Origin of the sequence: Massilia aurea, assembly GCF_014200505.1 — a bacterium.
Lineage (GTDB): Bacteria > Pseudomonadota > Gammaproteobacteria > Burkholderiales > Burkholderiaceae_D > Telluria > Telluria aurea_B.
The window spans coordinates 253,981-280,978 of sequence record NZ_JACHBX010000004.1 but is presented as its reverse complement, the minus strand read 5'-3'; the positions used below and the strand labels follow the sequence as shown (position 1 = coordinate 280,978).

Sequence of the window (26,998 nt, the reverse complement as noted above, 5' to 3'; positions counted from 1 at the left end):
GCATCAACGTTTATGTCCGCTTAGGTCAAAGTCAGACGTTGGTCGCTATAGCATTAGAAGAGTGTATGGATCTCACACTTCTTTCGCGGCTTACTGCATTACACATAAATTACGCAATCAGCGCACAACCCATTGATTATAAATATATTTGGATTCCGGCCGGAGGCACCGCCTACTCGCATCATGGGGTCGTATCACCGATTGGTACCGCTTTTAAACCTGTCCTTTTCTCAGGAAGCGCGGGTTTTTTTACTATCTGCCGTCAAGACTCTCAGGCGCGGGCAATGCAGTCCCCCCCAACCGGCAACCGAATCGCAAACGTCGCCCCGCGTCCCCGCCCTTCACTACTGACACTCAGCGTCCCCTCATGCAGCTCCACAATCCGCCGCGCGATATACAGGCCCAGTCCCAGCCCGGTCGCATTGTCATGCTGCTGCAGCTTGAACGCGCCAAACACATGCGGCAGATCGTCCGCCTCGATCCCCTGCCCTGAATCGGCGATATCGATCTCGACCCATCCGGCACTGCGCCGGATGCCGATGCGAATCACCCCGCCCACCGGCGTGAACTTGACCGCATTGAACAGCAAATTCCAGCACACCTGCTGCAGCCGCTGCCCATCCGCCTCGAAGCGGATGTCCGCGCCGTAATCGGCGGGCGTCACCTGCATCAGTATCTGCTTGGCATGCGCATGCGGCTCCACCGTGGCGATGGCTTCGCGCAGCACTTGCCCCAGCACGATCGGCTTGCGCACGATGGACATCTGCCCGGTCAGCGTGCGCGCCGCGTCGATCAGGTCGTCGACCATGCCGGCTTCCTGGCGCACGTGCACGCGCATCGATTCAAGGCCGCTGACGGCCTTCTCTGGCAGGTCGGGGATCGTGCGCAGCATCAGCTCGATGCGCATCGACAGCGCCGACAGCGGCGTGCGCATCTCGTGCGAGACGGTCGCCAGGAACAGCTCGCGCGTGCGGTTCACGCGCGTCAGGTCGTCGATGGTTTCGCGCTGCCGGTCGAGCGTACTTGAGAGCGTGAGCAGCAGGGTTTCGTACGTGGCCATGCGCTGCGCCGATACGGGCGCGTCAAGCCGCACTTCGCTCCACAGCAGGTGGCCCGACACGCCGATCTGCCGGCCGATGCGCTCGCAGGCCAGCGGGGAGCTGAAATCGGCAAAGCGCCAGCCGAACACCAGCACCCCGTACACGTCGCCATGCAGCAGCAGCGGCAACGCACGCACGCAAAAGCCTTCACTGAATTCGCTCACCGCCGGCGTACCCTGTCGGCAGACGTCGCGCGCCAGGCTGCGCTCGAGCGCCGTGCCGGGACCGTCCTCGGCCCACAGCGTCGACTGCTCGGCGAGGAAGGTCGACATGCGCGAGCCGGTCAGCGGCCCGATGCGGCGCTTGCCGGCCGCATCGTACACCGACGTCACCAAGCCGGTCGCCTCGGTGTACTGGCGCAGCGGCGCGCGCCAGTCGTCCCAGTCGATGGGCGGCTTGTCGGGCAGGTCGACGGTGATCACCGGTCGGTTTCAGCCGGCTGGTGGGTCGACTCGGGCATGGGGTCGCCATGGGCGACGGCTTCCTCGATCATCGGACTCTGGCGCGATGGTGAACGCGACAACAGGCCGTAATACGACGAGAACGGCAGTTGCGGGACGGCCTGGTTATTGTTGTCGCTTTCGTCCAGCAGACTCAGGCCGCCCACGCCGATCGTGTATTCGCGCGTCACTTGCAGGTTGCGGCTACCGCGCACTTTCGGCACCGCCAGCGCACGGCGCAGCACGGTGGAGATTTCAACGTAATTGAGCAGGATGATGTTGTCGACCAGGTGCGAGCCCTTGAGCTCTTCGCTGATCTGCGACACGCCCAGCAGTTCGGGGCTTTCGTAGTTGAACAGCGTCGTGGCCAGCCTGTTCTTGAAAAAGCTCGCCAGTGCGTACAGGTAATCGGCCACTTCGCTGCGGCTGGTCATTTCATACACGGCAATCGAATCGAACACGACGCAGTCGATGCCTTCTTTTTCCACGAGTTTGACGATGCGGTCGAAGTGCACGTCCAGCTCGAGTTCGAGCGGCGACTCATAATGGATGAACAGGTCGCCCGCATCGACCAGCGCCTGCAGGTCGAAGCCGAGGGGCTTCGCGTTGCGCATCAGCTGGCGCGCGTGTTCGTCCAGGCTGACCAGCAGCGCCTTGTGGCCCTTCTTGATCGCGTCGCTCAGGAACTGCACGCTGAGCACCGTCTTGCCGGTGCCGGAAATGCCGCTGACCAGCGTCACCGAGCCCTTGTAGATGCCGCCGTCCATCATCTTGTCGATCGCGGGCGAGCCGGTCGACAGGCGTTCTTCCGAGGTCGGCTGGTCGGGCGAGATCACCGGGCGCGACTGGGCGCGGCGGTACACGTGCACGCCCTGGTGCGCCTCGATGCGCATGGTGTGGCTGCCGCCGATGAAATCCTGGCCGCGCGACTTGGCCACCGTCAGGCGGCGATGCACGCGGCGGCGCGCTTCTTCGAGCGTGAGCGAGATGATGGTGTCGAACACGAAGCGTTCATGGGCCAGCACGCCGCCGAGCGATGCGTCCTTTTCGGCCGTGACCATCGTCGTCACGCCCAGGCGCGTGAGCCCCTCGATCAGCAGGTGAACGTCTTCGCGGAACGGGATGTCGTTGCCTTCGGCGTACAGGCGCAGTGGCGTCAGGCCGTCGATCAGCAGGCGCTTGGCGCCCATCGCCAGCAGCGCCGCCGAGAATGCGCCGTCGCTGCTGCGAAATTCGCTCATCAACACGGCCGGACTGGTCTGGATGATCTTGATCCGGCCCTGGTCGATCATGCCCTGCAGGTCCCAGTCGAAGCCGGCGGCGTCGCGCAGCAGCTTGGCCGGGTCGAGCTCGAACGAGACGATGGCGCCCGGCTCGTCGAAGTCGACGGCGCCGCGGTAGATGAAGCCCAGTCCCAGCGTCGTCTTGCCCGCACCGGGCGGCCCTTCGACGAGCAGGTTGTTATTGCGTGGGATACCACCGTGCAGGATCTCGTCCAGCCCCACAATCCCTGTCTTCACCAACCCGCTCATGAACTCACCTTTTTTGCAGAATGAACCAGCTTATCATGTGTACAAGCTGCGCTCCAGCAGTAGCGGCACGTGGCCGATTCTTGACCCTGGCAAGCCCATGATCTATTGTGTCGAATGATGCTGTAGAACAATCCTGCCTGCGCTCTCTACTACCCCGCGCCGGTCGTCATATCCGTACTTCCTGTACGCTCTCCCGATACGCAAAGGCCGCCGCTCGCATCCATGGAACAACAGCACACTCCCCTCAGCGACGCGGTCCGGCACATCGTCGATGAAGCATTGCAGGCCGCCGCACATGAAACCGCCGCCGGTCAGCCGGCGCAGGCCGAGGCGCTGTACCGCGCCGTGCTCGACCTTGCTCCCGGCTATCCCGATGCCCACTTTGGCCTTGGCATGCTGGCGCGCCACGCAGGCGACCTGGCCACCGCGATCCCGCACCTGACCGAGGCCCTGCAGGGCGCCACGGACGAAGGCCGCTACTGGCTCGCCTACATCGAGGCGCTGATCGCCGCGCGCCAGTTCGCCACGGCGACCGACTTGATCGCCCTGGGGCGCAGCCATGGCCTGGCCGGGCCAGAGGTCGATGCGTTCGAACAGCAACTGGCGACGACCGGCACGCCAGACCCCGACACCATCGACGCCGCCACCGCGCTGTTCGCATCCGGGCGCCTGGACGAAGCCGGCTATGCGGCGCAGTTTCTGACCGAGCAGTTTCCACAGCATCCATTCGGCTACAAGCTGCTGGGCGGCATCCACCACTTGCAGGGCAATCTGCAGCAGGCGCTCGAGTCGATGGAAGTCGCCGTGCAGTACGCGCCGGACGACGCCGAGGCGCTGAGCAACCTGGGCTTGCTGCTGCGGGGCGCAGGCCGGCTGGCCGACGCGCAGGCCGTGCTCGAACGCGCCGTCGCACTGCGGGCCGACGATGCCCACGCCCACAACCACATGGCGCTCACGCTGCTCGACGCTGGGCGCCTCAACGAAGCCCATGCCAGCGCCAGCACCGCGCTCGCGCTCGATCCAGCGCATGCGCAGGCCGGTAATACCCTTGCGATGATCCTGCAGCACCAGAGCCGCGCCCTCGAAGCGGTAGAGGCTTACCGCAGCGTGCTGGCACGTGATCCGCACAACACCGATGCGCACAGCAATATGCTGTTCTGCATGAGCCAGGTGAGCAGCATCGGTCCCGATGCCCTGTTTGCTGCGCACCGCGCGTTCGGGCAGCAGCTCGAAGCGCGCATCGGCGCGTCGCGCACCACCTGGGACAACACGCCGGACCCCGAGCGCCCCCTGCGCGTCGGCCTCGTCTCGGGCGACCTGCGCAACCATGCGGTGGCCGCATTCATCGAACCGCTGCTGGCGCGCCTGGCGGGCCGGCCCGGCCTGGCGCTATACGCCTATTACAACTATCCGGTGCACGATGTGGTCACGGCGCGCCTGCGCGGCCACATGGCGCAGTGGCACGACGTGGCGGGCCTGGACGACAGCGCGCTGGACGCGCAGATCGTCGCCGATGGCATCGATATCCTGATCGACCTGGCTGGCCACACGGCCCACAACCGGCTGCCCGTGTTCGCGCGCAAGCCGGCGCCGCTGCAGGCCACCTGGATCGGCTACCCGGGCACCACGGGGCTGGCAGCGATGGATTACTACCTGACCGACCGCTTCATCCTGCCGCCCGGCCAGTACGACCACCTGTTCACCGAAAAACTCCTGCGCCTGCCGGTCTCGGCGCCGTTCCAGCCGGCCGCTGGCGCGCCCGATGTCGTCGCGCCCCCGGCGCTGGCCAATGGTTACATGACGTTCGGCAGCTTCAATCGCCTCAGCAAGATCAGCCGCGACGTGGTCGCCGCCTGGGCCGGCCTGCTGCGCGCCGTACCTGCTGCGCAGCTGCTCGTGGCCGGCCTGCCCGATCACGGCCACGAAAGCCTGCTGCCATGGTTCGCCGAAGAAGGCATCGCGCCGGAGCGCCTGCGCTTTCATGGCCGTACCGGCATGCACGACTACCTGGCCCTGCACAACGAGGTCGACATCTGCCTCGATACCTTCCCGTACTCGGGCGGCACGACGACGCTGCACGCGATGTGGATGGGCGTGCCAACGCTGACGCTCGCGGGCGAGACCGCTGCCGGCCGCCAGACGGCCTGCATCCTCGAACACAATGCGCTGCCGCAGTTCATCGCGCACGACGCCGCCGCCTTTGCCGCACAGGGCGCGGCCGCGTGCAGCGACCTGCCCGCACTGGCCGCGCTGCGCGCCGGCATGCGCGACCGTTTCCCGCCCACCACGTCCGGCCCCATGAACCGGATCGCCGACAGCGTCGAGCACGCGCTGCGGCTGATCTGGCGGCGCTGGTGCGCAGGCGAGCCGGCCACCAGCTTCGACGTGCCGATGCCGCCGAAGCGCAAGCCGCCTCAGACGCTGAATGCGCAACCGGAGAATGTGCCGGTGCCGGCCGCAACCCTGATCCGCGTCACCCAGCCCCACCTGCCGCCGCTGGACGATTTCATCCCCTACCTCGAGCAGATCTGGGAGAGCAAATTCCTGACCAATGGCGGCCAGTTCCACCAGCAGCTCGAGGCGGCACTGTGCGAGTACCTGGGCGTCGCGCATATCTCGCTGTTCGCCAATGGCACGCTGGCCCTGATGACGGCCTTGCAGGCGCTGGGCATCGAGGGCGAGGTGATCACCACGCCGTATTCGTTCGTCGCCACCAGCCACGCGCTGCTGTGGAACGGCCTGCAGCCGGTCTTTGCCGACATCGACCCCGTCACGTTCAACCTCGATCCGGCCCGCATCGAAGCGGCGATCACGCCGCGCACCACGGCCATCATGCCGGTGCACTGCTACGGCATCCCGTGCGACGTGGCGGCGATCGAGCGCATCGCCCGCAAGCACGGCCTGAAGGTCATCTACGACGCGGCCCATGCGTTTGGCGTGCGCCAGAATGGCGCCAGCATCCTGCGCCACGGTGACCTGTCGGTCCTGAGTTTTCATGCGACCAAGGTATTCAATACCTTCGAGGGCGGCGCGATCATCTGCCACGACGCTGCCACCAAGCGCCACATCGACCTGCTCAAGAACTTCGGCATCCAGGACGAGCAGACGGTCGTGGCGGCCGGCATCAACGGCAAGATGAACGAGGTCAGCGCCGCCTTCGGCCTGCTGCAACTGCGCGGCATCGACGCCGCGCTCGCAGGGCGCCGCCAGATCGCCGCGCACTATCGACGCCTGCTGGCAGCAGTTCCCGGCATCGATCCGATGCCCGACCTGGGCGACGAGGCCAACAACAGCTACTTCGCGGTGCTGGTGCGCGACAACTACCCTCTCAGCCGCGATGCGCTGCACCAGAAGCTGCACGACGCAGGCATCCACGCGCGCCGGTATTTCTACCCCCTGATCAGCCACTTTCCGATGTACCGTGCCATCCCGTCTGCGGCGCCCGCGAATCTGCCCCACGCCAACGTGATCGCACATCAGGTCATCTGCCTTCCCATTTATCCAGCCCTCGCCGCGCAGGACGTCGAGCGCATCGTCGGCCTGCTCGCTTCATCCTGACGAACCACAGGACACCCCATGACCATCCAGCCATTTCGCCATGCGACGCTTGCCGACTTCAACGCGCTCTCCAGCCACGCCGATACCGCCTTCGACGATCTGCATGCGTTCGACGAGGTCTACTTCCTGGGCGACCATACCGGCAGCTTTGCGCTGCGCGCCAACACCATCGCCAGATCGCTGGCCAATTTTGCCGGCATCGCCGTGTTCTCGGTCTCGCCCGAAAAGCGCACCCGCATCGCGCAGCAATTGCCGCTGAGGGTCAACTGGGGGTTCATCGAGATCGCCGACCTGGTCGCGCGCGCGGCCAGCAAACGCATCGTCGTCATCGATTTCAACGACAACCTCACCGGCAAGCAGGTCGGCGCGAAGATCGCGGCGCAGGGCGTGCCGGTGCGCGACTGCCTGTACGCGATGCACCAGCTGGATAACGTCCACACCTACCAGACCGTACGCGAGGAGCGCGAGCACGTGGTGGCCAACCTGGCCCACTTCATCGCGCTGGCCGGGCGGTTCAGCGACGACTGGTCGCGCACCACGCTGCTGGCGCGCCTGCGCGCGTTCCTGACGCTCGATCGCCGTCCGCTGATCGAGGCGGCCTTCCCGCTCGGTGAATTCATGAACAGCTTTTCCACCCAGGCCGGGCTGAAGGTTGGCACGGACGACATTTTCATCGATGCCGGCGCGGCGCACGGCGACACGGTATCCCACTTCTTCCATATCGCGCGCGGCCAGTACCGCGCGGTGCATGCGTTCGAGCCCGACGCCACCAACTTCGCGGCGCTGCGCAACCTGGCTGCGCACCTGCCTGACGTGCACCCGTATTTCGCCGGGCTGGGCGCAGAAGATGGCGAAGTCGATTTCTACGAAAACCCGGACAACCGTTTCGGCAGCAACTTCGCCGGCGGGGGCATCAAGACCACGATGAAGATCATGACCGTCGACAGCGTCGTCGACGAAGCCACGGTCATGAAGATCGATGTCGAAGGCTGGGAAGCACAAGTTCTCAAGGGCGGCGCGCGCACGATCGCCGCCTGCAAGCCGGACATGACCATCTCGGCCTACCACTATGCGAAGGATATCCCGGCGCTGCTGGCCACGATGGACGACATCACCCGCTACCAGCATGTGGCGCTGCGCCACTACTCATCGAGCCTGTACGACACGCAGCTGCTGTTCTCGGACCGCCAGGACTTCAGTTAGGCGCCGATGATCACGATCGGCTGGGCGTGGGTCGCATGGAGGAACGTCTTGGCGGCGATGTCCTGCTCGATGCGCCCCGCCTTGTCGACGATGCACAGCTTGCCGATCTGGCGGCCATGACCGACGATCACGCCCAGGCCGAGCGTGACCTGGGCGCCGATGCGCGCACCGCGCCCGATCACCACGCCCTCGTCGATCCAGGCCGAGTGGCCGACCGTGACGCCGCTGCCGACGATGGCGCCGGCGCCGATCACGGTGTTGAAACCAATCCGGCTGCCATGCTGGATGATCGCGCCAGCGCCGATCCAGCAGTTGTCGTCCATCCGCACACCAGCGGCCACCAGGGCGCCCGGTTCGACCAGCGCCGGCATGGCGATGCCGCGCAACCGCAGGCTTGCCATCAGGTCCAGGCGCATGCCGTTCAGGAAGCGTGCGTCGAGCGCGACGAAGGCGCTGGCGCCCTCGTCGTCGAGCCCTTCGAGGCCGTCCAGCGCTGCCGCCAGCGCCGCCTGGCTGGCTGCCGGGTCGAGTTCCAGCGGCCGCAGCTCCAGCACCGCCGCGGGTACCGACGACAACGCAACCGAACGCCACGCCGCCAGTGCCCGCGCCAGTTCCGGCCCATGACCGATCACGTGCTTACAAGGCAAATTTCCCCTCCATCAGGTCCAGGTACCAGAGTTCCAGGCTGGCGTTGATGAATTCGTAGTCGCCCAGATGGGGCGAGCGCGCGCCCGGGTGCAGCGTGCGCTGGATCTGTTCCATCACCGCGATATCTTCGCGCATGACGACATCGGCGCCCATCATGTGCGCATGCAAAACGGCAGCCGACGACGCGTACGGCTGCTTCTTCTTCGCCGTCAGGTAGTACACCACCAGGTCGGTGCGCCCGGCGGCGACGGGAATATGGTGCTCGATGATGAAGGCGTGGCCGCCATTCGCCGACGCGATGTGCAGGTTCGGGAACGCCAGCCAGTTGTAGTACCAGTCCTGGTCGCGGTAGCGCTCGACGTGGGCGTGGTACGGCTCGTCCGGGGGCGCCGCCATTGGCGCATCGCGCCCGCCGCCGCTGAAGCTGCGCATCAGGCCCAGCGCGCGGGTGCGGTCGGCAATGCCGGCTTCCTGCAGGCGGCGCAGGCCCGCCACGCCCTCTTCGCTGATGCTGGCCTCGAACTTGACGTCTTGGTACAGCGAGCGCGCATGCAGGTAGCGCGGGTGGTGGCCGTCGCGCAGGTTTTCATAGGCCAGCTTCCAGTTGAAGTGGCCCTCGTAGGTCGTCATGATCACTTCGCTGTCGTAGGCCAGCGACGACGCCGTCAGCGAGGCAAGCATCGCCGCGCCGAACTGCTGCCTGATCGGCAGGGGCGTTTCGGCCAGGCACACGAACACCAGGTTGCCAACGACTTCCAGCGCAAAGCGGCGCAGGTGGATGCAGGCCCGCTCTTCCTGCGGAAAGCGGTACAGCGCGTCCTCGTGCGGGATGCGCGTGGCGCCTTCACGGTCGAAGCTCCAGCCGTGGTAGCCGCAAAACAGCGGCCGCACGCCATGCGGCTGGACCTGGATCGGATTTTGGCGATGCGGGCAGATGTTTTCGAATGCGCGTAACTCGCCATGAAAGTTCTGGACCACGACCGGGATGCCAAACAGCGTGCGCGTGATGAACGCGTTGTGCTTGTCCAGCATGACCTTCAAACCCACGAACTGCCACAACGGCTTGAACAGCAGTTCGCGTTCGCGCGCGAACCAGGCCTCGTCGATGTACGCCTGTGGCGGCATGCGTGAGCGCATTACTTGAACCTGAAGATCTTGGCCGGATTGCCGATCATCGTCACGCCCGGCGGCACGTCGGCCATGACGACGGCGCCGGCGCCGATGATCGCGCCATCGCCCACCGTCACGCGCGGCAGGATGGTCGCATGCGGGTGGATGATCACGTCGCTGCCGATCCGCGCGCCGCCGCCCACGAACACGAAACTGCCGATCGTCGTGTAGTCGCCGATCTGCACTTCGTAGCCGATCACGCTGGTCGACTGGACGAACACGAAGTCGCCCAGGCGCGTGTCCACGCCCATGCGCACCTCGGGCTCGAACAGGCAGCCGGCGCCCATCTCGACGCCGATCGCCTTGTGCAGGCCGGTGCACAGGCTCATGAAGGTCGCACCCTGCGCAAGCAGCGGCGCGGCGAAACGGCGGCGCTGGGCGGGCTCGCCCAGCGCGCACAGGAATTCTTCGTGCGGGCTCGCCTGCCAGGTCAGCGGGTCGCCCAGCACTGGCAGCGGCGTGCTGGCCGCCAGGTCGCCGCGGTTGTCGAGAAAGCCGGTGACGGCCCAGTCGACGCCATTGGCAATATCGCTTTGCATGATGTTGTAGACGCTGCGGCCAAAGCCGCCGGCGCTGATGATCAATGCGTCCTTCGGGCGCGGCGTCACGTCCATGGGATGCCTCCATCCAGGTGCAGCTGCGTGCCTGTCACCTTGCGGCTGATATCGGCCAGCAGGTAGATGGCGGCGTAGGCGACGTCTTCGGGCTTGCCCAGGCCCAGTGGGTACATCTTGGCCTTGTCGTCGAGCCAGGCGCGGTCGTCGTTCACGAGCGGCGTATCGACCAGACCGGGCGCGATGGCGTTGGCGCGCATCGCGCGCGGTGCGATTTCCAGCGCCAGCGGCCGGATCATGCCTTCGAGCGCCGCCTTGGATGCCGAATACGGGCCCACACCGACGGTGCCGGTGTGCGCCGCAATCGACGACATGAACACCAGCGAGGCACCGTTGCGCAGCGTCTTTTTGGCCAGCAGCTGCTGGGTGAGCATCAGCGGCGCGAGAAAATTCGCGTCGAGCACCGTCTGCATGAAACTCTGGCGCAGCATGCGCAGTGGCGTCACGCCATGCACGCCGGCCGCATGCACCACGCCATCGAGCTCGCCGCATGCGGCCACCAACCGCGCCATCTGGGGCGGATCGGTCAGGTCGGCCACGCACGCCACGTGCTCGAGTCCTGCTTCGAGCAAGGCAAACGTATCGCCAAGTCGCGCCGAATCGCGGCCGTTGATGATGACGCGCGCGCCGGCGCGGGCGCATTCGACGGCGACGGCGCGCCCGATGCCGCTCGACGCGCCGGTGACCAGCACGGTCTTGCCGCGCAGGTGGAATGGATGCTGGAACAGGGTGTCGTCGTTCATCGCACGTGCAGGGTCAGGCCCGAGTCGATGACCAGGGAAGTTCGTGATACCCAGCGGCTGGCCGGCGCCAGCAGCCAGGCGATGGCGCCGGCCACGTCGCCCGGTTCGATCATGCCCAGCGGTGCAAGGGCTGCCTTGTCGTCCGTGCTCATGACGTTTTGCAAGCCGTCGAGCATCGGCGTGGCGACGTAGCCGGGCGAGACGCAGTTGGCGCGCACGCCCTGCTTCGCGTGTTCGACCGCGATCGTGCGCACGGTGGCAGTCAGCGCTGCCTTGGCGCCGGAATAAATGCCGGTGGCGTGCGGCGCGACGTGTTCGGCCACCGCCGTCACGTACACGAGCGACGCATTGGCGGCGACCTTGCGCCTGGCCAGCAAGGCTTGCGTGAGCAGCACGGGCGCGTCGTAGTTCACGGCAAACAGCTGATCGAGGTGGCGCTGGGTCACCATGCGCATCGGCGCGAGCTGCGCGGCGCCGGCGCTGAACACGCAGCCGTCCAGGCCGGGCGCGGCATCGACGAGCGCCTGGCGCGCGGCCGGATCGGTCAGGTCGCCGATGATGGTCTGGTGGCCTGCGCCGGCCAGGCCGGCAACGACATTCGCCAGGCGCTCGGGATCACGGCCGCAGGCGAGAATGCGCGCGCCCATGGCTGCGCACAGGCGGGCCGTGGCTTCGCCGATGCCCGACGATGCGCCGGTGATCAGGATCGTCCGGCCCGCAAGGCTGAACGGCGATGCATTCATGATCGACTCACGATTCGACCAGCGCCGGGAACACCGCGCGGTCGATGTCGACGATGCAGCTGCCCCACGACAGGCCGATGCCAAAGCCCGACATCAACACCTTGTGCTTGCCGCTCTGGAGTGCGTCGCGGATGCGCGCCGTCATCGTCACGGGGATCGAGGCCCCGCTGGTATTGCCGAAGTCGTGCAGCGTCGATGGCACCTTCTCGACCGGCAGGCCAAGCTTCTTGCGGATGGTGTCGTTGATCATCCGGTTGGCCTGGTGGAAGATGAAGTAGTCGACAGCCTCGATCGGGCATTCGGCATACGCCAGCAGATCGCGCACGGCGGGCGGCACGCGCTGGGTCGAGAAACTCAGCACCGCCGGGCCGTCGAGCACCAGCGCGGCCGGACTGCGCAGGATCCCGTCTTCGTCCTTGTAGGGCACCAGGTGCTGCAGGCCGATCGGTTCGCGATGCCCGCCCGCCGGCAGCATGATGGCGCGGTAGCCGCTGCCGTCGCTATTGAGGTCGAAGTACATCGGCGGCGCAGCCGGATCGTATTCGAGCGCGGTGGCGGTGCCCGCATCGGAGAACAGCGGCTCGACCACGGTGGCGGCCCTGTCGCCCACCAGCAGCAGCGCCTTCTTGATGCCGCCCGAGGCCATCATCGCACCCAGTACGTGCAGGCCAAAGGCGTAGGCCGAACAGCCCAGGTTGATGTCGAAGGCGATCGTGCCGGGCTTGAGGCCCAGACGGTCCTGCAGGATGATCGCAGTGGCAGGAATCAGGTAATCGGGCGACTGGGTGATGACGATCAGCGCGTCGATCTCGTCCTTGTTCCACTGCAGCTCGGCCAGCAGGCGCTCAGTGGCATCGAAGGCCAGGTCCGAAAAGGTTTGCCATTCGGGGCAGATGCGGCGCGTCTCGATGCCGATATTGCGCACCACCCGTTCGCGCGCGCTCCTGATCTGCGGCGGGCAGTCGTGCAGGTTGGACAGGACACGCCGTGGCACGCAGGACGCCATGCCGGCGTAACGGACATTGCGGATGGTCGCCTGGGCCATGAGATCAGCCGATCAGTTTGTAGACGTCGCTCACGAGCTGGCACCCGACCAGGTCCTTGCCGGTGATGGCCTTGTCGTACTCCATGTCGAACATGATGATTACGCCCAGCGCCGCCAGCGAATCCCATTCGGCCAGCGTCTTGAGATTGGTGTCGCCGGTCAGGTGCACATCATCCTGGAAGTCGACCGCGTTCTTGAATTTTTCGACGAATTGCTCGAGTGTGTCCATTGCTGCCTAGTGAAATCGTGTACCTGCAAAAGTAGCGTCAACAGCGTTGTGAAAGACAATTTCGCTTGATTGACGACAATCATGACGCACTATAAATCAAAACGAAAGGCCCTGTCACCGTGAACTGGCACGCCGCTCGTAGCGCCGCTCAATGGCGCGTGCCGTGCCGTCGCGCTCGATCGTTTCAAACTCCGCATTCAGGCGCTTGACCAGCGCGTCGGGCACCGCCAGATTGCAGGCCAGGTAGACGGCGACGCGGTTGAACACGAACACCGGCACGATCTGCTTGTCCCAGCCATTCCTGACCAGCACGTCACTGCCCGCGCGCCAGCTGGCGGCCCACAGGTCGATGCGGCCCTGCAGGAGCTTGGGCGGATTGAGCATGTCATGGGGCGACGTATCGACGACATGGCCCCGGCTACGCAGATAGGTGTCACGCGCGTCGCCGGCATAGGTGCCAATGCGCAGGCCGCGTGCATCTTCCAGGTTCGTGATGCGCCAGGCCCGGTCGACGCGGCCCATCAGGACCCACTGCGCCTCGTCAGTCGGCCCGACCCATTTGAACAAGGCTTCCCGTTCGGGCGTGCGGGTGGCGGAGTACACGCAGCCGTTGGCCTGCTGCAGTGCAGCCGCGTACGCGCGCTTCCAGGGCAGCAGCGTGATGTCATGGGTGACCCCGGCGCGTTCCATGACAACCCGGATCTTGTCGGTGGCAATGCCGACCACGCGCCCGTCCTCGAGCATGCTCGACGGCGCCGAGCTTTCGGTGGTGATCGACAGGTAAGGCGCGGCTGGCGGCGCTGCCCGCGTCGTTGACGACAGGCTGCCCGACAGGATGACAAGGCCAATGCAGAGTTGCCTAAATCGCATTTGATTCTCTTGGGATGACCGCCACGGGCACGGCGCACAAGGGCGACGGGAAGTTGTTGACTGCGCCCCCAGCATACCAGCGAGCATGATTTTTACGCAATGAACAGCCTGAGATGGTCGCTTGGACGCTACAGAACACAACAATTCGTCCAGCAATCTCACGTACGCCAACACAGTAAATTCGGAAAATGCGATACTCTGAATTAATGCTCCATGGAAGTTTTTTTTACTTTAGTACAACTCTGCCTTCACTATGCTGCCATCGTTTGCCGTTCCTGAAGATCCATCCCTGCTGACGTACGGGATGTACGACCCCACCCTGGTGGTGCTGTCGCTGCTGGTGGCGATCTTCTCGTCGTGGATGGGGTTGCAGGTGACCGGCCAGGCCAGCGCCCATCCGTCGCACCGCGCCATCGCGCTTGGCACGGGCAGCCTGGCGCTCGGCGCCGGGGTGTGGGCGATGCACTTCATCGGCATGCTTGCCTTCGACCTGTGCACGCCGGTGCATTACGACCACTGGACGACGCTGCTGTCGGCGCTGCCCAGCATTGGCGCGTCGTGGGTGGCGCTGAGCCTGATCTCGCGTCCCGAACTGCGATTGTCGCATTTGCTGGTGGGCGGCGTGCTGGTTGGCGCCGGCATCGGCGCGATGCACTACGCCGGCATGGACGGCATGCGCATGCGCCTGTCGCTGCACTACGACCCGTTCACGTTCGCGGTCTCGATCCTGGTGGCCGTGATCCTGGCCACGCTGGCCCTGAGCGTGCGCCACGGCCTGTCGCGCTTCCAGTCGGTGTCCGAATCGCGCCGCCTGCTGCTGTCGGCCTGCGTGATGGGCTGCGCGATCGCCGGCATGCACTACACCGGCATGGCCGCTGCGCGCTTCTCGGGCACCGTCGATCCGGGCGGCGCGGCCGATACCAACAGCGGCTTTCTGGCGCTGTCGATCACGGTGACCACGGTGGCCCTGTCGGTGGCGGTGCTGGGCGTGAACGGCCTGCTGCGCTATCGCCAGATGTTCCAGGACCTCTCGCGCAGCGAAGCCTGGATGCGCGCCCTGCTCACCACCACGGTCGACGGCGTGATCACGGTCGGGCGCGACGGCATCATCACTGAATTCAATGCATCGGCCGAGCGTATCTTCGGCTGGCGCCGGGACGAGATCGTCGGGCGCAGCATCGCGCTGCTGCTCACCGAGCGCGGTCGCGCCGCCAACTTCAACGTGCTGACCGTGCTGGCGCGCGGTAGTCTGGAAGGCATCAACACCAGCACCGAGACCTGGTGCCTGCACAAGGATGGCCACGAAGTCCCGGTACGGGGCGCGATCGGCCATGCGCGGCTGCGCGAGCAGGACCTGTTCGTCTGCTTCGTCACCGACATCAGCGAGCGGCGCGCGATGGAAAGCGCGCTGCAGGCCAGCGAGCAGCAGTTCCGCTCATTGATCGGCAATATTCCCGGCATCTCGTACCGCAGCGCGCTCAATGAAGAATGGCCGATGATCTTCATCAGCGATGCGGTCGAACGCGTCACCGGTTACCCGGCGCGCGACTTCCTGGGCAGCCCGCCGCGCCGCGTGTTCGGCGCGATGATCCACGCCGAGGACCGCCTGCGGGTGGGCAAGGAAACCAGCGCCGCGATGCGCGAGCACCGGCCGTACCTGGTCGAATACCGCCTGCTGCATGCCGATGGCAGCGTGCGCTGGCTCTGGGAAAACGGCACCGGTGTGCACGACGACGCAGGCAACCTGCAGTACCTCGACGGCGTCATCCTCGATATCACCGAGCGGCGCGAGATGGAAGAAGCGCTGCGCTGCGCCAAGGAGAAGGCCGAGCAGGCTGCGGCCGCCCGCGCGACCTTCGTGGCGAATATGAGCCACGAAATCCGCACGCCGATGAATTCGATCCTGGGCTTTACCGACGTGCTGCTCGATGGCGAACTCAATGTCGAGCAGCGCCGCCACCTGGACACCGTGCGCAGCGCGGGCCGCGCCCTGCTGCGACTGCTCAATGAAATCCTCGACACGGCCAAGCTCGAAAAAGGCGCGGTCGAACTCGAACAGAACGACTACAACCTGCTGTCGCTGATCGATGAACTGTCGTCGACGCTGGCGGCCAATGCGCGCGCCAAGGGCCTGCACCTGGATATCCAGTACGACCCGGCGCTGCCCACCGGCCTGCGCGGCGACGAACTGCGCATGCGTCAGGTGCTCACCAACCTGCTCGACAACGCGATCAAGTTCACCGCCACCGGCGGCGTGACGCTGACCGTGAGCGCCGATGTCGACCAGCTGTGCATCGCCGTGATCGACACCGGCATCGGCATCGCGCCCGATCGCCTGGCCGCGATCTTCGATCCGTTCACGCAGGCCGACGCGTCGATGACGCGCCGCTTCGGCGGCACCGGGTTGGGCACCACGATCAGCAAGCAGCTCGTCGAGCTGATGGGCGGACGGATCTGGGCCGAGAGTACGCCGGGCCAGGGCGCGACCTTCCACGTGCGGGTGCCGCTGATCCTGGCGCGCTTTTGCAATCACGCGCCGCGTGTGCGCAGCGCCGCCGTGCTGCCGCCGCTGCGCGTGCTGGTGGCCGACGACGTGCCGCAGAACCTCGAACTGATGCAACTGTTGATGACGCGCCGCGGACACACGATGACGGCCGCGCGCGACGGCGGCGCGATCGTCGAACTGGCCACCAGCGGCGAGTACGACGTGGCGCTGATGGACTTCCAGATGCCGGTGATGGATGGCCTGGACGCGACCCGCGCCATTCGCGCGCACGAGGCGCGTCACGGCACGGCGCGCCTGCCGGTGATCGCGATGACCGCCAGCGTACTGGCCGAGCACCGCCAGGCCAGCGTGGACGCCGGCATGGACGGCTTTGCCAGCAAGCCGGTCGACTGGTTCGCCCTGTCGCACGAGATCGCGCGCGTGCTCGGCCTCGAAGGTGGCGTGCCGGTCGAAGCGGCCGCTATTCCGACGGCGCCACGCGAAGTGCTCAACCGGCGCGCCGGCCTGCACCGCTGGAGCAACCGCGAAGACGCTTACGCCGAAGCCCTCGATCACTTCAGCCGCCAGTACGCGCAGCTGGACGGCGCAATGCGCCTGCATGCCGCCGGTGGCGATCACGTACAACTGCGCATGCTGGCGCACAAGGTGCGCGGCGCGGCCGCCAACGTCGGCCTGGAGCGCTTGTCCGACGCGCTGGCCACGCTGGAACAGGCGACCAATGCAGTGCCGACCGACGAGCGGCACGCGGCCGAGGCGCTCGGCGTGGCGGGACAGGCGCTCGAGGCCGCGCTGGCCGCGATCGGCAATGTCGCCGCCACGCCAGCGCCGGCCACGCCAGGCGCCGGCATCGACCTGACACGCGCGCGGCGCGCCGGCGGCGTGCTGCTCGAAGCGCTGCGCCGCGGCGCCCTGAACGACGGCGCCATGACCAGCCTGGCCGTGGCGCTGGCCGCCCACCCGGCCATCACCCGCGTGGTCCAGGTGCAGTCGGCCATCGCCGATTTCGACTTCGATCTCGCCCTCGATCACCTGGAAGCCGTGCTGGCGATCCTGGGGGCCGAGTCCTCTGACGGCGCGCCTGGCGACGCCACCAACGATCCTTCCGCATGAACCAACCGAATACCCGACCGCTGATCCTGGCCGTCGACGATGAAGCGAGCAACCTGCAACTGCTGCGCCAGATCCTGCAGGACCACTACCGCCTGCTGTTTGCCAAGGATGGCGCGCGCGCGCTCGAACTGGCGCGCCAGGAGCAGCCCGACCTGGTCCTGCTGGACGTGATGATGCCGGGGATGTCCGGCTACGAAGTGTGCGCGGCGCTGAAAGTCCATCCGGCCACGGCGTCGGTGCCGGTGATTTTCGTGACCGCCCTGACCGAGACCGCCGACGAAGTGGAAGGCTTCGAGGCCGGCGCCGTCGACTACATCACCAAGCCGGTCAGCCCGCCGGTCGTGCGCGCGCGCGTGCGCACTCACCTGTCGCTGGTGCGCATGGAAGCGCTGCGCGCGAGCCGCCTGGAAATCGTCCAGCGTCTGGGCCTGGCGGCCGAGTACAAGGACAACGAGACCGGCCTGCACGTGATCCGCATGAGCCATTTTTCGCACATCCTGGGCATCGCGGCCGGCCTGAACGAGATGGAAGCGGACGACCTGCTGCACGCGGCGCCGATGCACGACGTGGGCAAGATCGGCATCCCGGACCGCATCCTGCAAAAACCGGGACCGCTCGACCCCGACGAGTGGAAGATCATGCAGAGCCACGTGACGATCGGCGCCGAGATCATCGGCGAACACACCAGCGGCATGCTGGCCCTGGCGCGCCAGATCGCGCTCACGCACCACGAAAAATACGATGGCAGCGGCTACCCGAACGGCCTGGCCGGCGAAGCGATCCCGCTGGTGGGCCGCATCGTGGCCATCGCCGACGTCTTCGATGCCCTGACCTCGCTGCGACCGTACAAGAAAGCCTGGACCGAAGAAGACGCAGTCGCCTTCCTGCACGACCAGAAAGGCCGCCACTTCGACCCCCAGCTCGTCGACCTCTTCACCACCCGCCTCCCCGCCATCCGCGAAATCCGCACCCGCTGGGCCGAAAAACCCTAACTCCTCCCCAAAAAAACAATGAGGGTCAGAGTCGATTTAATGGGCAATTATCGAAAGTTGTCAAACAATTCGACTCTGACCCTAATTGTTTTGGGGGCTTTTTTGATGGTGCGCGGCGTTTCTGATGCCGGCTGTAATTGAATTTATTCGGAGCATCAAATTACACGCCAAACTGGCAAAAATTAATTAGGGTCAGAGTCGATTTATTGGGCAATTCCTCAAAGTTGTCAAACAATTCGACTCTGACCCTAATTGTTTTTCAAGGGTTTTTGGGCATGGATTTGTGGGGGTGACAGCGACTCAGGCGGGGATTGGGATGCGATCGGCGTTGCCGATCGCAGGGTGATGTGTCGTCTCAGACTTTCGTCTGCGATGCGTCGTCTCAGACTTTTGTCTGCGACAAACCTGCTTCCGTTTGCTCAAGCGCTGCTGTGCTTGAGCCGGTGGCGCGGCGGGCGATCAGGTCGTGGTAGAGCGCGGTGTAGTTGGCGGCCATTTGTTCGGACGTGAACAGCTCTTCGAAGCGTGCGGCGGCGCGGCGGCCCATCGTGCGTGCCAGTTCGGGGTTGTCCCATAGCGTACGCATGGCGGCGCGCAAGGCCAGCGCGTCTGATGGCGGGACCACCAGGCCCGTGTCGCCATCGATGTTGATGTACGTGGTGCCGGTGCCGATCTCGCTCGAGATCATGGGCTTGCCGTACATCGCGCCTTCGAGCAGCGAGATGCCGAAAGCTTCCGAGCGCAGGTGCGACGGGAACGAGACCGCGTAGCACAGCGTCAGCAGCGCGGCTTTATCGGGTTCGTCGATTGCGCCGACGAACAGGACGTTCTTCAGGCCCAGGCGCGCGGCTTGTTCCTTGAGCTCATGCTCGATCGGTCCCGCGCCGACGATGACGACCGGGTAATCGGTACCAGCCGCCGCCTCGAGCAGGATGTGCAGGCCCTTGTAATAGCGCAGCACGCCCACGAACAGGAAGAACTTGGGGCCGACCCGCTCGCGCCAGTGCGCCATGCGATCGGGGTCGGGCTGCGGGTAGGTGGTGCGGTCCAGGCCGAACGGGATCACGCTGGTCTTGTCCGGATACCGCGCCAGCACGGTCGACGAGCCCAGGTAATTGGGCGAGGTCGCGACGATGGCGTCGACGCTGCGCAGGAAGCGGTGCTTGAGCGGCTGGTACAGGCGCAGCAAGTGGCGCTGGCGCACGATGTCGGAGTGGTAGGTGACCACCGTCGGCTTGTTCACGCGCGCCATGAAGTGCGCCAGGTCCATGAACGGCCATGGGAAGTGGTAGTGCACAACGTCGGCTTCACGCGCCAGGCGCGCCAGCGCGCCGATCGACTGGATCGAGATGGCGTTGGACGCGATCTCGGCATTGAGCGGGACCCGGTGCACCATATGGCCTTCGAACTCGAACGGTGCGAGGTTCTGGTGACGCGACAGCGACAGCACGGTATTGGTCACGCCAAGGCGCCCGGTGCCCACGGCCATCTGGCGGATCACCTGTTCGACGCCGCCGACCGAATCCGGGTGGTAGGTCTTGTAAAAATGAAGGACGCGCATAATCAACTCAGCTTACTGCGAAAGTACGGCTCGGTACACATTTGCCGTCAGGCGTGCGGTGTTTTGCCATGTCAGTTGTTCGGCACGTGCACGCCCGGCGGCGATACAGCGCGTGCGTGCAACGCTGTCCTGTGCCAGTGTGCGCATGGCCTCGGCCAGCTCGCCCGCCGACAGCGGATCCACCAGCAAGGCCGCATCGCCCGCCACTTCGGGCAGCGAGGTCGTGTTGGACGCCACCACCGGCACGTTCGATGCAAACGCTTCAAGCACCGGAATCCCATAGCCCTCGTACAGCGAAGGGAAGACGAACACGCCGGCGCCGGCATACAGGTGGCGCAATTGTTCCTGGTCGGTCAGGCGATCGAGCCAGACGAGGTTCTCGCCGGCCGCGCGCGCCGACTGCATGCTGGCCACCAGGGCTTCGCTGCGGCTGCCCGGCGCGCCGACGATCACCAGCGCGCGTTCGGCGCGCACGGCCGCCGGCAGCAGCAGCCAGGCGGCCAGCAAGCGCTCGACGTTCTTGCGCGGCTGCAGCGTACCCACAAACAAAAAATAGCCCGGCTGCAGCTGGTGGGCTGCCAGCGTGGCGCGCGTGGCCTCTGGTGCGGGCGGCGTCAGCCAGCTTTCGTCGACGCCGCACGGCACCACCGTCACGCGCCGTTCGTCGACGCCAAAGCACTCGACCAGTTCGGGGATGGCAAAGTGCGACAGTGCGATCACATGGTCGGCCTTGCGCGCAGCCTTGGCCTGCAACTGGTTTTTCAGACCGCGCAAGCGCGGATTGCACCACTCCGGGTGCTTGATCGGCAGCGCGTCGTGCAGACTGGCCACCACCGGACAATCCATGCGCACCACGCGGTAATCGGTCACGTGGAACACGTCGAGCGGCATATGCACGCGGTGCGCCGCCGGCGTGACCAGGTCGAGCAGCGTAGCGGCTTCGAATGAATAGGGAAACGCCTGGCCGACACTGATGCCGGCAGCCCCGCCGCGCGCACGCGGCCAGGACCACGGCGTGACGGTGCAGCCGGTGGCCGGCAGGTGGCGCAGCAGTGCATTGGTATAGACGCCGATGCCATCGAGGCGTCCGCCCGTCAGCCCCGGTTCGATCATGGTCGTCCCAAGGCCGACGTTGATCGCTGCAGCGTTCACGCCAGGTACATCCAGCGCAAGGTCTCGTACAGCGGCGTCGGCGCCAGGTCGCCCACCACGGCAGTCAGCTTGCGATTGCTGCCAGTCAGTTGCAGCACGTCGTTGGCGCGCACGAAGGCCGGGTTGACCTGCACGTCGATGCGGTAGCCGGCGATCTCGCCCATCATCTCGATGACGTTCGACAGCGAATGCGGCGTCCCCGAGCAGACGTTGAAGGCTTCGCCGGCAGGCGCTGCCGCCAGGATGCGGCGGTAGGCACGCGCCACCATGCGCACATCGGAGAAATCGCGCGCGATGGCGAGATTGCCCAGTTCGATGCGCGCCTCGTGGCGGCGGAAATGCGAGACGATTTTCGGCAGCAGGAAATTCTCCGCCTGCCCCACGCCGGTGTAGTTGAACGGCCGCACGATCGTGATCGGCAACTTGTCCATCCACAGGCGCGCCATGTATTCCATGGCCAGCTTGCTCACCGCGTAATCGTTGGCCGGTGCCGGCGGCACGTCTTCATCGATGACGGGCACGCTGGCATTGCCATAGATATTGGCCGACGACGCCAGCAGCACGCTGGTTGGCCGGTGACTGCCTGAAGCAAGCGCCTCGAGCAGATTGCGCGTGCCGACCACGTTGACGCGGTAGATCGCCTCAACGTTGGCGTGGCCGACAAACGCAATACCGGCCAGGTGCGCCACGACATCGGGCTGCACCTCGGCCACCATGGCAGCGACGGCATCGCGGTCGCACAGATCCACCGCGATCATGTCGGGGCCGACCTCTTCGCCCGGCATCACGGTGCCGAACACGCGGTAGCCGGCGGCCGACAGTTCCTGCGCCAGGTAATACCCGGTAAAGCCGCGCAGGCCCGTGATCAGGGCGCGCCGCCCTTCCCCTTCACGTAGCAGGGTGTCGTCCGTGGCCAGGCGCGTCATATCAGAACGAGAAGCCCAGTTTGTTGCGACGCAGGTCGGCATCGACCATCATCTGGCACAGCTCTTCGAGCGTGGTCTTGGGTTCCCAACCCAGCTCGCGCTTCGCCTTGGCCGGATCGCCAATGAGCAGCTCGACTTCGGCCGGACGATAGAACTTCGGCGAGACGCGCACCAGTTGCTTGCCGCTGGTGGTGCAGTGGGCCACTTCGTTGTCGCCGCTGCCGCTCCAGTCGAGCGTCACGTCCACGGCCTTGAAGGCCATGTTGACGAAATCGCGCACGGTCTCGGTGCGGTTGGTTGCCAGCACATAGGTGTCAGGCTTGTCGGCCTGCAGCATGCGCCACATGCCTTCGACGTATTCCTTGGCAAAACCCCAGTCGCGCTTGGCGTCCATATTGCCCAGCTCGAGCACGTCCTGCTTGCCCAGCTTGATCTTGGCGACGGTATCGGTGATCTTGCGCGTGACGAACTCACGGCCGCGCAGTGGCGACTCGTGGTTGAACAGGATGCCCGACGAACCGAAGATGTCGTACGACTCGCGGTAGTTGATCGTCATCCAGTGCGCGTACAGCTTGGCCACGCCGTACGGGCTGCGCGGGTAGAACGGGGTTTCTTCGATCTGCGGGATCGCCTGCACCTTGCCGAACATTTCCGACGTCGACGCCTGGTAGAAGCGGATCTTCGGGTTGACGATGCGGATCGCTTCGAGCAGGTGGACGGCGCCCAGGCCGGTAATCGATGCAGTGGCCAGAGGCTGGTCGAACGACACGCCAACAAAACTTTGCGCTGCCAGGTTGTAGACCTCGCCTGGCTGCGCCGTTTCCAGCAGGCGAATGCTCGAGGCCAGATCGGTCAGGTCGTATTCGACCAGTGACAGGTTCGGATGCGTGGTAACGCCGAGCTCATCCATGCGCCAGAAATTCACTGAGCTCGAACGGCGATACGTGCCGGTGACGTGATAGCCTTTTTCGAGAAGCAGTTGCGCCAGATAGGCGCCGTCCTGGCCGGTGATGCCGGTGATGAGGGCTCGTTTGTTATGCATATGATGGATGATTTGAAGTTGGTCTTGCAGGCGTAACGTGATGAAAAAGGCGCCCGGCCAAACGAAGATTGTAACAGAGGAGGTCGCCAGACTAACTCGCGCTCCGGAGTTTAGTGCAATTCAGACAACGCTTACCCGGTCAATTATGACGCGAAAATGACGCGGTAAATGGCCTGCTTACGGTTTGTTACGAGTGTCCCCGGGCCGCGACAAAGGGCGACAGCCCGAGACAAAGCAGGACGGCGACGCGCGGACGGCCAGGCCATCCACGCTTTCTTTGCCCCCTGCTCAGCGTGGCGAAACCGCCTCGACGACAGCCAGCGCCGTCATGTTGACGATCCGGCGCACGGTCGCTGACGGGGTCAGGATGTGCACCGGTCGTGCGCAGCCCAGCAGCACCGGGCCAATGGCGATGCCGTTACCGGCCGCCGTCTTGACCAGGTTGTAGGCAATATTCGCGGCGTCGATATTCGGCATCACGAGCAGGTTGGCGTCGCCCTTGAGTGTCGAGTTCGGCATGATCTTGGCGCGCATCTTGGCGTCGAGCGCCGTGTCGCCATGCATCTCGCCATCGATTTCCAGGTCAGGCTTCTTCTGCTGCACGAGGGCCAGCGCGGCGCGCATCTTTTGCGCCGATTCCGAATTGGCACTGCCGAAGTTCGAGTGCGACAGCAAGGCTGCACGCGGGACGATGCCGAAGCGTTCCATCTCTTCGGCCGCCATCACCGTGATCTCGGCCAGTTGCTCGGCGTTCGGGTTTTCGTTGACGTGGGTATCGACCATCGCCAGCTGGCGCTCCGGCGTGATGACGAAGTTCATCGCCGCATACACCTTGGCGCCGGCGCGCTTGCCCAGCACCTGGTCGACGAATTCCAGGTGCATCTGCGTGGTGCCGTAGGTGCCGCAGATCATGCCGTCGGCTTCGCCCTTGTGGATCATCATCGCGCCGATCAGCGTGTGACGACGGCGCATGGCCAGCTTGGCCAGGTCTTGCGTGACGCCCTTGCGCATCACCATCTGGTGATAGCTCTGCCAGTAATCGCGGTAACGCTCGTCGAAATCGGGGTTGATGACATCGAAGTGCACGCCGAGTTTCAGGCGCAGGCCGAATTTCTCGATGCGCTGTTCCAGCACGGCCGGACGGCCGACCAGGATCGGACGCGCCAGCTTTTCGTCGACCACCACCTGCACGGCGCGCAGCACGCGCTCTTCTTCGCCTTCGGCGTAGACGATGCGCTTGAGCTCATCCGGCGCGCTCTTGGCGATCGTAAACAGCGGCTTCATGAAGGTGCCGCTGCGGTACACGAACTGCTGCAGGTTCTCGGCGTAAGCCGCCAGGTCCTCGATCGGGCGGGCGGCAACGCCGCCGTCCATCGCGGCCTTGGCCACGGCTGGCGCGATGTGGGTCAACAGGCGCGGGTCGAATGGCATCGGGATCAGGTATTCCGGACCGAACGACAGGTTCGAGATGCCATACGCCGAGGCCACGATGTCCGACTGCTCGGCGTGCGCCAGGTCGGCAATCGCGTGGACGACGGCAATTTCCATTTCGCGCGTGATCGTCGTCGCGCCGCAATCGAGCGCGCCGCGGAACATGTACGGGAAGCACAGCACGTTATTGACCTGGTTCGGATAATCCGAACGGCCGGTAGCGATGATCGCATCGCTGCGCACGGCCTTCACGTCTTCGGGCAGGATCTCGGGATTCGGGTTGGCCAGCGCCAGGATCAGCGGACTCGGGCCCATCGACGCGACCATTTCCTTCTTGAGCACGCCACCAGCGGACAGGCCCAGGAAGATGTCGGCACCCGGGATGACCTCGGCCAGGCTGCGGTGCGGCGTGTCCTGCGCGAAGCGTTCCTTGTCCGGGTCCATCAGTTCGACGCGGCCCTTGTAGACCACGCCGGCCAGATCGGTGACATAGATGTTTTCGATCGGGAAGCCCAGGTCGACGATCAGGTCGAGGCAGGCCAGCGCGGCCGCGCCGGCGCCAGACACCACCAGTTTGCACGACGTGATGTCCTTGCCCACGACTTTCAGGCCATTGAGGATCGCAGCGCCAACGATGATCGCCGTGCCGTGCTGGTCATCGTGGAAGACCGGGATCTTCATGCGCTCGCGCAGCTTGCGCTCGATGTAGAAGCACTCGGGCGCCTTGATGTCTTCGAGGTTCACGCCGCCAAAGGTCGGCTCGAGCGAGGCGATGATGTCGACCAGTTTGTCGGGATCGGTTTCGTTGATCTCGATGTCGAACACATCGATGGCGGCGAACTTCTTGAACAGCACGCCCTTGCCTTCCATCACTGGCTTGGAAGCCAGTGGGCCGATATTGCCCAGGCCCAGCACGGCCGTGCCGTTGGTGATGACTGCCACCAGGTTACCGCGCGCCGTGTACTTGTAGGCGTTGGCGGGATCCTTGACGATTTCTTCGCATGGCGCCGCGACGCCCGGCGAGTACGCCAGCGCCAGGTCGCGCTGGTTCAGCAGGCCCTTGGTGGGCGTGACGCTGATCTTGCCGGGACGTGGGAACTGGTGATATTCGAGCGCTGCTTGGCGCAATTGCTGACGCAATTCTTCTTTTTTGTCAGATGACGAATCCATGCTGAAAGGCCTTCCTGGTGCGAAACGGGGCTTTCGATTCTATCAGAGAGGGTCTTGGCAACGACTACGTATTTTCAACATGATTATGTGCGGTTGCAGCAAAAGCGCCCGGGCTGGCTGGCCTTGGCGCCACGGTACAATCGCCGCCATGCTCTCCGAATTCGACCTCATCAAGCATTACTTCAAGCGCGACCGGCCTGGCCGCGCGCCCCTGGGCATCGGCGACGACTGCGCCCTGCTCGCCATCACGCCGGGCCGCCAGCTTGCCATCTCGTCCGACATGCTGGTGGAAGATCGCCACTTCTTTGCCGGCGCCGACCCGCGCATGCTGGGCCACAAGGCGCTGGCCGTGAACCTGTCTGACCTGGCGGCAATGGGCGCCCGCCCCGTCGCGTTCACGCTGGCGCTGGCCCTGCCCGACGCCAACCCGGACTGGCTCGCCGGCTTCTCGCAAGGCCTGTTCGCACTGGCCGACGCGCACGAATGCGAACTGATCGGGGGCGACACGACCAAGGGGCCGCTGAACATCTGCATCACCGTGTTCGGCGAACTGTCGCCCGGCCACGCGCTGCGGCGCGATGCGGCGCAGGTGGACGACGACATCTGGATTTCGGGCACGCTGGGCGACGCCCGGCTGGCGCTGGCGGGGTACTGGAACGAGCTCGAACTCGACCCGGCATTGCACGCAGAGGCGGCCACGCGCATGCACCTGCCAACGCCGCGCGTGGCCCTCGGCCTGGCGCTGGCCAGCCTGCCGGTCGCCCATGCGGCGCTGGATATTTCGGACGGGCTGGTCGGCGACCTTGGCCACATCCTGCAAGCGTCGCGCGTGGGCGCGACGCTCGACGTCGATGCGCTCCCGGCCGGGCCGGTGCTGGCGCAGCAGGCGCCGGCATTGCGGCGGCGCTTCACGGCCGCCGGCGGCGACGATTACGAGTTGTGCTTTACCGCGCCGCGCGCTGCGCGCGAGGCCGTGCTGGCGGCGGGAGCGCAGGCCGCCACGCCGGTCACGCGGGTCGGCACGATCGATGCTGCGCCAGGGCTGCGCCTCGTCGATGGCAGCGGCGCAGCACTGGAACTCGGCCTGGCCGGCTGGGACCATTTCAGGAGTGGCTGAGCCCCGATAAGCACGAATGAAGTTGCAAAAAAGCTATAATTGACGGTTGTTATTACGTTGAAACCGTCTCCTTCATGCGTCGCCAACCGGTTGACC

General features: G+C 65.4%; 20 protein-coding genes and 1 pseudogene. 6 read left to right on the top strand and 15 right to left on the bottom strand.

All coding sequences use genetic code 11. The annotated features are described in order from the left end of the window. Positions 1–271 precede the first annotated feature (271 nt). Both HD842_RS24485 and HD842_RS18305 read right to left on the bottom strand, forming a co-directional pair. A complete protein-coding gene (locus HD842_RS24485) occupies positions 272–1,522 on the bottom strand; it encodes a sensor histidine kinase (RefSeq protein ID WP_183556189.1) in 1,251 nt (416 codons plus the stop codon). Then, complete coding sequence (locus HD842_RS18305) at positions 1,519–3,060, bottom strand: ATPase domain-containing protein (RefSeq protein WP_183556188.1); 1,542 nt, start codon at positions 3,058–3,060, stop codon at positions 1,519–1,521. Before HD842_RS18305 ends, HD842_RS24485 begins: the two co-directional genes overlap by 4 nt. A 234-nt stretch (positions 3,061–3,294) precedes the next feature. Between HD842_RS18305 and HD842_RS24170 the strand changes: the two are divergent. The 3 genes and pseudogenes from HD842_RS24170 to HD842_RS18295 all read left to right on the top strand — a co-directional run. After that, positions 3,295–5,325: pseudogene (locus tag HD842_RS24170) on the top strand (O-linked N-acetylglucosamine transferase, SPINDLY family protein); the annotation flags it as partial. 138 nt (positions 5,326–5,463) lie between these two features. After that, positions 5,464–6,630 (top strand): DegT/DnrJ/EryC1/StrS family aminotransferase, encoded by a 1,167-nt coding sequence (locus HD842_RS24165; RefSeq protein WP_370660861.1) that lies wholly within the window; start codon positions 5,464–5,466, stop codon positions 6,628–6,630. 18 nt (positions 6,631–6,648) lie between these two features. Then, complete coding sequence (locus tag HD842_RS18295; protein ID WP_183556186.1) at positions 6,649–7,833, top strand: FkbM family methyltransferase; 1,185 nt, start codon at positions 6,649–6,651, stop codon at positions 7,831–7,833. Here the strand turns inward: HD842_RS18295 and HD842_RS18290 are convergent. The 8 genes from HD842_RS18290 to HD842_RS18255 all read right to left on the bottom strand — a co-directional run bounded on the left by HD842_RS18290 (position 7,830) and on the right by HD842_RS18255 (position 13,895). Continuing rightward, positions 7,830–8,480 carry a hypothetical protein gene (locus tag HD842_RS18290; RefSeq protein WP_183556185.1) on the bottom strand — a complete coding sequence of 217 codons (651 nt, stop codon included), beginning with the start codon at positions 8,478–8,480 and terminating at the stop codon, positions 7,830–7,832. The two genes, HD842_RS18295 and HD842_RS18290, sit on opposite strands and share 4 nt — an antisense overlap. After that, positions 8,470–9,618, bottom strand: coding sequence for an aromatic ring-hydroxylating oxygenase subunit alpha (locus HD842_RS18285; RefSeq protein WP_183556184.1), 1,149 nt, complete (start codon positions 9,616–9,618; stop codon positions 8,470–8,472). Before HD842_RS18285 ends, HD842_RS18290 begins: the two co-directional genes overlap by 11 nt. Next, positions 9,618–10,265, bottom strand: coding sequence for a PglD-related sugar-binding protein (locus tag HD842_RS18280; RefSeq protein WP_183556183.1), 648 nt, complete (start codon positions 10,263–10,265; stop codon positions 9,618–9,620). Before HD842_RS18280 ends, HD842_RS18285 begins: the two co-directional genes overlap by 1 nt. Continuing rightward, positions 10,256–11,008: an SDR family NAD(P)-dependent oxidoreductase gene (locus tag HD842_RS18275; RefSeq protein WP_183556182.1), complete on the bottom strand. Its 753-nt coding sequence runs from the start codon at positions 11,006–11,008 to the stop codon at positions 10,256–10,258. The genes HD842_RS18280 and HD842_RS18275 overlap by 10 nt, the downstream gene beginning before the upstream one ends. After that, complete coding sequence (locus tag HD842_RS18270) at positions 11,005–11,751, bottom strand: SDR family NAD(P)-dependent oxidoreductase (protein ID WP_183556181.1); 747 nt, start codon at positions 11,749–11,751, stop codon at positions 11,005–11,007. The genes HD842_RS18275 and HD842_RS18270 overlap by 4 nt, the downstream gene beginning before the upstream one ends. A gap of 7 nt (positions 11,752–11,758) precedes the next feature. Beyond that, on the bottom strand, positions 11,759–12,796 hold the full coding sequence (locus HD842_RS18265; RefSeq protein ID WP_183556180.1) for a ketoacyl-ACP synthase III: 1,038 nt from the start codon (positions 12,794–12,796) through the stop codon (positions 11,759–11,761). A 4-nt stretch (positions 12,797–12,800) separates the two neighbouring features. Then, complete coding sequence (locus HD842_RS18260; RefSeq protein ID WP_183556179.1) at positions 12,801–13,025, bottom strand: acyl carrier protein; 225 nt, start codon at positions 13,023–13,025, stop codon at positions 12,801–12,803. Positions 13,026–13,139: 114 nt separating this feature from the next. Further along, complete coding sequence (locus HD842_RS18255; protein WP_183556178.1) at positions 13,140–13,895, bottom strand: substrate-binding periplasmic protein; 756 nt, start codon at positions 13,893–13,895, stop codon at positions 13,140–13,142. A 253-nt stretch (positions 13,896–14,148) separates the two neighbouring features. Between HD842_RS18255 and HD842_RS18250 the strand changes: the two genes are divergently transcribed. Both HD842_RS18250 and HD842_RS18245 read left to right on the top strand, forming a co-directional pair. Then, complete coding sequence (locus tag HD842_RS18250) at positions 14,149–17,511, top strand: MHYT domain-containing protein (RefSeq protein ID WP_183556177.1); 3,363 nt, start codon at positions 14,149–14,151, stop codon at positions 17,509–17,511. After that, a complete protein-coding gene (locus tag HD842_RS18245) occupies positions 17,508–18,503 on the top strand; it encodes a response regulator (RefSeq protein WP_183556176.1) in 996 nt (331 codons plus the stop codon). The genes HD842_RS18250 and HD842_RS18245 overlap by 4 nt, the downstream gene beginning before the upstream one ends. 382 nt (positions 18,504–18,885) lie before the next feature. Here the strand turns inward: HD842_RS18245 and HD842_RS18240 are convergent, their stop codons facing one another. The 5 genes from HD842_RS18240 to HD842_RS18220 all read right to left on the bottom strand — a co-directional run bounded on the left by HD842_RS18240 (position 18,886) and on the right by HD842_RS18220 (position 25,785). Further along, positions 18,886–20,064 (bottom strand): glycosyltransferase family 4 protein, encoded by a 1,179-nt coding sequence (locus tag HD842_RS18240; RefSeq protein ID WP_183556175.1) that lies wholly within the window; start codon positions 20,062–20,064, stop codon positions 18,886–18,888. Between the two features lie 12 nt (positions 20,065–20,076). After that, positions 20,077–21,216: a glycosyltransferase family 4 protein gene (locus tag HD842_RS18235; protein ID WP_370660852.1), complete on the bottom strand. Its 1,140-nt coding sequence runs from the start codon at positions 21,214–21,216 to the stop codon at positions 20,077–20,079. Then, complete coding sequence (locus HD842_RS18230; RefSeq protein ID WP_183556174.1) at positions 21,213–22,142, bottom strand: GDP-mannose 4,6-dehydratase; 930 nt, start codon at positions 22,140–22,142, stop codon at positions 21,213–21,215. The genes HD842_RS18235 and HD842_RS18230 overlap by 4 nt, the downstream gene beginning before the upstream one ends. A gap of 1 nt (position 22,143) precedes the next feature. Beyond that, positions 22,144–23,184, bottom strand: coding sequence for a GDP-mannose 4,6-dehydratase (gene gmd, locus HD842_RS18225; RefSeq protein WP_183556173.1), 1,041 nt, complete (start codon positions 23,182–23,184; stop codon positions 22,144–22,146). A gap of 288 nt (positions 23,185–23,472) precedes the next feature. Then, positions 23,473–25,785: an NADP-dependent malic enzyme gene (locus HD842_RS18220; protein ID WP_183556172.1), complete on the bottom strand. Its 2,313-nt coding sequence runs from the start codon at positions 25,783–25,785 to the stop codon at positions 23,473–23,475. A gap of 148 nt (positions 25,786–25,933) precedes the next feature. Between HD842_RS18220 and thiL the strand changes: the two genes are divergently transcribed. Beyond that, positions 25,934–26,902: a thiamine-phosphate kinase gene (gene thiL / locus HD842_RS18215; RefSeq protein WP_183556171.1), complete on the top strand. Its 969-nt coding sequence runs from the start codon at positions 25,934–25,936 to the stop codon at positions 26,900–26,902. Positions 26,903–26,998: the final 96 nt, after the last annotated feature.

Excerpts from the sequence above, each read along its gene's own strand:
- HD842_RS24165 (WP_370660861.1), top strand. The coding sequence starts at position 5,464 with ATGCCGCCGAAGCGCAAGCCGCCTCAGACGCTGAATGCGCAACCGGAG.
- HD842_RS18265 (WP_183556180.1), bottom strand. The coding sequence starts at position 12,796 with ATGGCCCAGGCGACCATCCGCAATGTCCGTTACGCCGGCATGGCGTCC.
- HD842_RS18220 (WP_183556172.1), bottom strand. The coding sequence starts at position 25,785 with ATGGATTCGTCATCTGACAAAAAAGAAGAATTGCGTCAGCAATTGCGC.
- gmd (WP_183556173.1), bottom strand. The coding sequence starts at position 23,184 with ATGCATAACAAACGAGCCCTCATCACCGGCATCACCGGCCAGGACGGC.
- HD842_RS18245 (WP_183556176.1), top strand. The coding sequence starts at position 17,508 with ATGAACCAACCGAATACCCGACCGCTGATCCTGGCCGTCGACGATGAA.
- HD842_RS18295 (WP_183556186.1), top strand. The coding sequence starts at position 6,649 with ATGACCATCCAGCCATTTCGCCATGCGACGCTTGCCGACTTCAACGCG.
- HD842_RS18250 (WP_183556177.1), top strand. The coding sequence starts at position 14,149 with ATGCTGCCATCGTTTGCCGTTCCTGAAGATCCATCCCTGCTGACGTAC.
- HD842_RS18230 (WP_183556174.1), bottom strand. The coding sequence starts at position 22,142 with ATGACGCGCCTGGCCACGGACGACACCCTGCTACGTGAAGGGGAAGGG.
- HD842_RS18240 (WP_183556175.1), bottom strand. The coding sequence starts at position 20,064 with ATGCGCGTCCTTCATTTTTACAAGACCTACCACCCGGATTCGGTCGGC.
- thiL (WP_183556171.1), top strand. The coding sequence starts at position 25,934 with ATGCTCTCCGAATTCGACCTCATCAAGCATTACTTCAAGCGCGACCGG.
- HD842_RS18280 (WP_183556183.1), bottom strand. The coding sequence starts at position 10,265 with ATGGACGTGACGCCGCGCCCGAAGGACGCATTGATCATCAGCGCCGGC.
- HD842_RS18260 (WP_183556179.1), bottom strand. The coding sequence starts at position 13,025 with ATGGACACACTCGAGCAATTCGTCGAAAAATTCAAGAACGCGGTCGAC.
- HD842_RS18270 (WP_183556181.1), bottom strand. The coding sequence starts at position 11,751 with ATGAATGCATCGCCGTTCAGCCTTGCGGGCCGGACGATCCTGATCACC.
- HD842_RS18255 (WP_183556178.1), bottom strand. The coding sequence starts at position 13,895 with ATGCGATTTAGGCAACTCTGCATTGGCCTTGTCATCCTGTCGGGCAGC.
- HD842_RS18285 (WP_183556184.1), bottom strand. The coding sequence starts at position 9,618 with ATGCGCTCACGCATGCCGCCACAGGCGTACATCGACGAGGCCTGGTTC.
- HD842_RS18275 (WP_183556182.1), bottom strand. The coding sequence starts at position 11,008 with ATGAACGACGACACCCTGTTCCAGCATCCATTCCACCTGCGCGGCAAG.